The 4,152-nt window shown below is 65.3% G+C and carries 5 protein-coding genes; 1 reads left to right on the top strand and 4 read right to left on the bottom strand.

The window, feature by feature from the left end:
* Together ACZ60Q_RS35945 and ACZ60Q_RS35950 are read right to left on the bottom strand one after the other, a co-directional pair.
* Nucleotides 1–807: IS3 family transposase (locus ACZ60Q_RS35945; protein WP_469641817.1), on the bottom strand; the 807-nt coding region annotated here is incomplete at its 3' end.
* The gene (locus tag ACZ60Q_RS35950) at nt 804–1,106 is read right to left on the bottom strand and encodes a transposase (protein ID WP_469641819.1); all 303 of its coding nucleotides are present in this window, start codon (nt 1,104–1,106) and stop codon (nt 804–806) included. The genes ACZ60Q_RS35945 and ACZ60Q_RS35950, both read right to left, overlap by 4 nt.
* 80 nt (nt 1,107–1,186) lie before the next feature.
* On the opposite strand from ACZ60Q_RS35950, the gene ACZ60Q_RS35955 reads away from it, so the two are divergent.
* On the top strand, nt 1,187–1,414 hold the full coding sequence (locus ACZ60Q_RS35955; RefSeq protein ID WP_469641821.1) for a hypothetical protein: 228 nt from the start codon (nt 1,187–1,189) through the stop codon (nt 1,412–1,414).
* Nucleotides 1,415–2,121: 707 nt separating this feature from the next.
* Here ACZ60Q_RS35955 and ACZ60Q_RS35960 read toward each other — a convergent pair.
* Together ACZ60Q_RS35960 and ACZ60Q_RS35965 are read right to left on the bottom strand one after the other, a co-directional pair.
* On the bottom strand, nt 2,122–2,787 hold the full coding sequence (locus tag ACZ60Q_RS35960; protein WP_469641823.1) for a hypothetical protein: 666 nt from the start codon (nt 2,785–2,787) through the stop codon (nt 2,122–2,124).
* A gap of 463 nt (nt 2,788–3,250) precedes the next feature.
* Complete coding sequence (locus tag ACZ60Q_RS35965; protein WP_469641825.1) at nt 3,251–3,994, bottom strand: hypothetical protein; 744 nt, start codon at nt 3,992–3,994, stop codon at nt 3,251–3,253.
* Between the last annotated feature and the right edge of the window lie 158 nt (nt 3,995–4,152).

The following is a 4,152-nucleotide window of genomic DNA, read 5'->3' on the forward strand; positions in this document are numbered from 1 at the left end:
GTTGTATCGGGTCAGCCAGCGGAACGCGTCGAGCCTGGCCTCGCGCTCGCTCGACCAGCCTTTGCGGCCCTTGAGAGTCTCCCTCTTGAAGGCTGCGTTGAACGACTCGGCGGCGGCGTTGTCCGCGCTGGACCCGATCGCGCCCATGCTTTGCCGGACCCCTGCTGACCTGCAGGTTTCAGCGAAGGCCCTGCTCGTGTATTGGGATCCGTGGTCGGTGTGCGTGATCGCTCCGGCCAGGTTTCCGCGGGTCTGCCTGGCTGCCGTCAGGGCGTCGATGACGAGCTCTGTGCGCATGTGATCGGCGATCGCCCACCCGGCCGGCCGACGTGAGGCCAGGTCGATGACGGTCGCGAGGTAGAGCGGCTTCGCGCCGCTGACTGGCAGATATGTGATGTCGCCGACGTACTTCGTGTTCATTATGGCCGCGGTGAACACGCGGCCGATCAGATCCGGTGCCTTCGGTGCGGACTGGTCGGCGACGGTGGTGCGGTGCCGGCGGTGCAGACGGACGCCTGCGAGCCCGATGGTCCGCATGATCCTCGCGACGCGCTTGTGGTTGACGACCGGGCCGCCCTGGTCGCGGAGTTCGGCGGTGATCCTGGGGGCGCCGTAGGTGCCGTCGGAGTCCTGGTGGGCCTTGCGTATCCGGGCCGCGAGCTGGGCCTCGACGGTCTGCCGGGCCGCTCTTGTGGCCGCGGTGCGGCGCCAGTAGTAGAAGCTCGAGCGGGAAACGCCGAGGATGTCACAGAGCCGCTTCACGCCGTGTCGGCGCTGGTGATCGTCAACGAACTGGCAGCGGTTCACCAGCGCGTCTCCGTCGCGAAATACCGGGCCGCCTTGCGGAGAATGTCCCGTTCTTCTTCCAGCTCACGGATCCTCTTCCGGGCCGCGGCCAGCTCCGCCTGAACGGCGTCGCCGGCTTGCGCGACAGTCGGCTGTGCCGAGTGGGCGCCGGGGCGACGCCCGTCAGCGGCCCGAATCCAGTTCCGCAGGGTCTCGGTGTTCACCCCGAGATCACCGGCGACCGACTTGATCGTCGCTCCCGGCCTCGACCGGTACAACGCGACCGCGTCCGCCTTGAACTCGGCGGGGTAATGCTTCATCCCCACGGGGACTCCGTTCTCCTGGACCATCAAGATCCAAGTCTCTCCGGTGTCCAAAATCTGGGGTCAGGGCCCGAGTGGTGGCCACCGCCACGACCGCACACGCCGAGGGCGAGACCTACCGCTGCAGCCGGATCGACGACCTCGGCGCCCAGGAGATCCAGGCCGTCGGCTGCACTCCCCGCGTGCAGCCTGACGGCAGCTTCTTCGTCAAGGGCCCCCGACGGACCTTCTACTGCGAACAGGGTTTCCTCGCCAACCCGAACCAGGGCCTCATCCTCGGCCAGAGCTGTTTCCAGACCGACTGAGGACTCCCTGGGAACGCTCGCCTCGTGTGAGCCGGCGTGACGACGGCACCGCAACAGATCACTACCGATCTGTTGCGGTGCCTTGAATAGCCAGGCGGTGCGGCCTCGGTGACCAGTGGCCTCACGACGGCGAACCCGCTGACGTCGTTCGTCTCGCGCGGCCGAGTGGGGCTTGTGGTCAGGGGATGAACATGACGCTGCTGAACGCTTCGCCGCTGACCTGCTGGTAGGACCGCAGGATGAAGGCAGCAGTGCCCCGGCAGCCGGGCCCTGTGAACAGGAGTGCCTTGCGGTCGGTGCCGTTGCTGCCGCCGCCCGCGCCGGGGATGTCGTAGCAGGTGTTGTTGTGGGGGTTGGCCAGGACGTGTGTTGTCCCGTGCGCGGTGTACTCGAACGTGCCGGACGCGGCATTGGCGGTATCGGGAGAACCAAGGCGAGGAGGAATCGCTGGTCGGACGGCCGATGTCGGACGGGAACGGCGGCACCCCGGCAGGTAGGGATGCGAACGACAGCGCCAGCAAGGTCAGGGCGGGAAGACGCCGATCGCGGGTGGGCGCCAGCGGCGGGGGCGGTGCGGGCTCCGGCGGCTACGCCGGGACGGAGACGGGTACGCCGGGGGCGCGGGCATCGTGCCCGCGCCGGAAACCGGTGCGAGTGTCAGACAGGGTCCGGGCCGGGCTATCTGTCCTCCGCTCCGCAGGAGTCCGTCAGTGGATCAGCTTGCCGATAATGTCAGCATTCGTGTCCACGTTTTCCACATTTGTAAGCCCCCGCGTATCCCATCCCTTATTGATTTCATAGCCGATGGTCACCGGCGCCACATTCTTGGTCATGTCGACAAGAACGCTTTTGGCGACCGCGGTCTCCTTGACCAGAGAATTACTCATGTCCGTGGCCGAGAAGGTCAGAAGCACGATGTTCAGGGGCTGCATGACCACCGTGGTCTGCCCGTGAAGCGGAAACGCGGCGATGGGCAGAGTCTGGCCGTTAATGTTAGTCTGCGAAACGCCTGTGGTGTAAAGTTTTGTCGCTTGACTTTTCACTGAGATTCGGCCCTCAGTACCACCGGTGGTACTGAGAGTCACGCCGCCCTTTGGTGCGACGGTCATGAGCTCGCCGAGTTTGATGTCACGCTTAGTCGATGCTTTGATCGTGCCGCTAGGAATCTCCTGCCCTGTGGCGATATAAGCGCCGTACTTTTCCTGCCAGTCGACACTCACTGTCTCCAGCAAGTCCGAGGAAGAGAACCACACCACCGGACGCCCATTCTGTGCGCCATTAGCGTTCACTCCCTTGAAGCCGTAGAGAGACCAGTTTCCTTCGCTGAACTGCTTTTGAGTTTCAGGTGTCAGCTCAATGTTGATTTCGGGCATTCGAGTCCCCTTCTTGCAGCATAATCGTATCCGTCGCTCTTGCCTTGCGAACCGAGCGTAGACGCATTAGTGCCGCGCCTTGAGGCCAGAGAATCGTTCACTCTTGATAATCATTACCGCAGATCCACCCTAATGGCTCAACGCTTCCAATTGTGGAGCGGCTCTCTTCTCAATCACCTGTCACCACTGGTCCGCGTCCGGTCGGACGAACCCCGCCAGAGCCACGGCTCCGGGTCGACCGAGAGCTCGAAGAGGCCCTGCCCCACGGTGCCGGCCCACTCCACCTCGCGCTCGTCTTCGGCATTGATGAGAAGACCCTTATCCGCTAAGCGGATTCCGCTCAGCAGCTGCTCCAGGCCGAGATCGAAGCCGGGGTATCGCCGAGGTAAGCCGGCAAGGGGCTATTTCGGTTGGGCCGTGCCGGCCGACCGGAGACGCGGTGAATCCCGGGGGCAGCTTGCGATCACGCCCCCAGCATCCCCGCCACCGACGTCACGATGGCCAGCGCGGGCTGGGTGATATCGGCCCCGGCGGTGAGGAGTTCGCGGAGCCGCTGAAGGCGGGTGCGGGCGGTGGCGGTATCCGGCTCCGGCTCGGAAGTGATGCGGGCCAGGTCGTGGACCGCGCCGGCTGCCTCCTCGCGGTCGGCATCGGGGAGGTCTTGGCTGTTCAGGACCAGCATGAGCAGGCGGGCCAGGTCCTCCTGTGCGGGGGCTTGTGCGTAGGTGTTCTGGAAGTCGCGTACGACGGTGTTGACCGGCTTGTTGATGAAGGTGGTGTGGGTGCCCTGGAAGTAGAAGTTCTCCGTCACGGTGGCTCCTGATGTTCCCGAGTGGATGACGACACGGCAGTCGGTGAAGTGGTGTCCCGGGCGGGCGGCCGCGGCAGATGCGGGGACGAGGGCGTCCCGGACGGCCTGTTCGGCGGTACGGACCCGGGCGAACGCCTCGCTGTCGGCAGCCCGGTCGGCGGGCGGCGCCGCGCCGAGGCGCCGTACGGCGGCCTGCACCGAGACCGGTGTGCCGAAGCGGTACTTAATGCGCCGGATGTAGCGGCCAAAACTGTCGACCTCCGGCGGTCTGGCAGTGGGCCCGATCAGCCGGGCCAGGTGACCGAAGAGCGTACGGAAGAAGGCCGGGGTGGCCTCCTGGACGGGGAAGACAATCCGGTCGGCCGGACCCGGTGCGTCGGTGTGCGCCGGAGCCAACAAGACCAGGCAGGGCAGAAGAGCAGGGTCGACACCGAGTGCAGCGGCTACCTCATAGGCCCCCTGAACCGTTCCGGGTTCGGTAGAGACTCTAGATTGTGGCTGTGACCTGCTGTTTTTGTGTGTTCTGGTAGTGGGCGGTTTCGTATTCGGCGGGT

This window comes from Streptomyces sp. NPDC104313, from assembly GCF_055583985.1.